The organism is Cohnella sp. GbtcB17 (genome assembly GCF_019091135.1).
GTDB lineage: Bacteria > Bacillota > Bacilli > Paenibacillales > Paenibacillaceae > Cohnella.
On record NZ_JAGXJW010000178.1, the window covers coordinates 1 to 446 of the forward strand.

The 446-nt window shown below is 63.2% G+C and carries 1 pseudogene; it reads left to right on the forward strand.

Annotated elements, in window-relative coordinates:
- Nucleotides 1-446: pseudogene (locus KVT38_RS33525) on the forward strand (NADP-specific glutamate dehydrogenase); the annotation flags it as partial.

Sequence of the window (446 nt, forward strand, 5' to 3'; positions counted from 1 at the left end):
GATCGGCTACATGTTCGGCCAATACAAGAAGATGGTCGGTGGCCACGAAGCGGGCGTGCTGACGGGTAAGGGCATCGGCTACGGCGGCAGCCTCGGACGCAAGGAAGCGACGGGGTACGGCGCGGTGTACTTCGTGGAGGAAATGCTGCAGGACGCCGGCGCCAGCTTCAAGGGAAGCCGCGTCGTCGTCTCCGGCTCCGGCAACGTATCGATCTACGCGATGGAAAAGGCGATGCAGCTGGGCGCGACGGTCGTCGCCTGCAGCGACTCCGCCGGCTACGTCTATCATGCGGAAGGCATCGACCTCGCGACGATCAAGCGGCTGAAGGAAGTCGAGAACAAGCGCTGCAAGGACTATGTTCTCGAGCACCCGGACGCTGTCTATGTCGAAGGCTGCACAGGCATCTGGTCGATTCCTTGCGACATCGCGCTGCCGTGCGCCACGC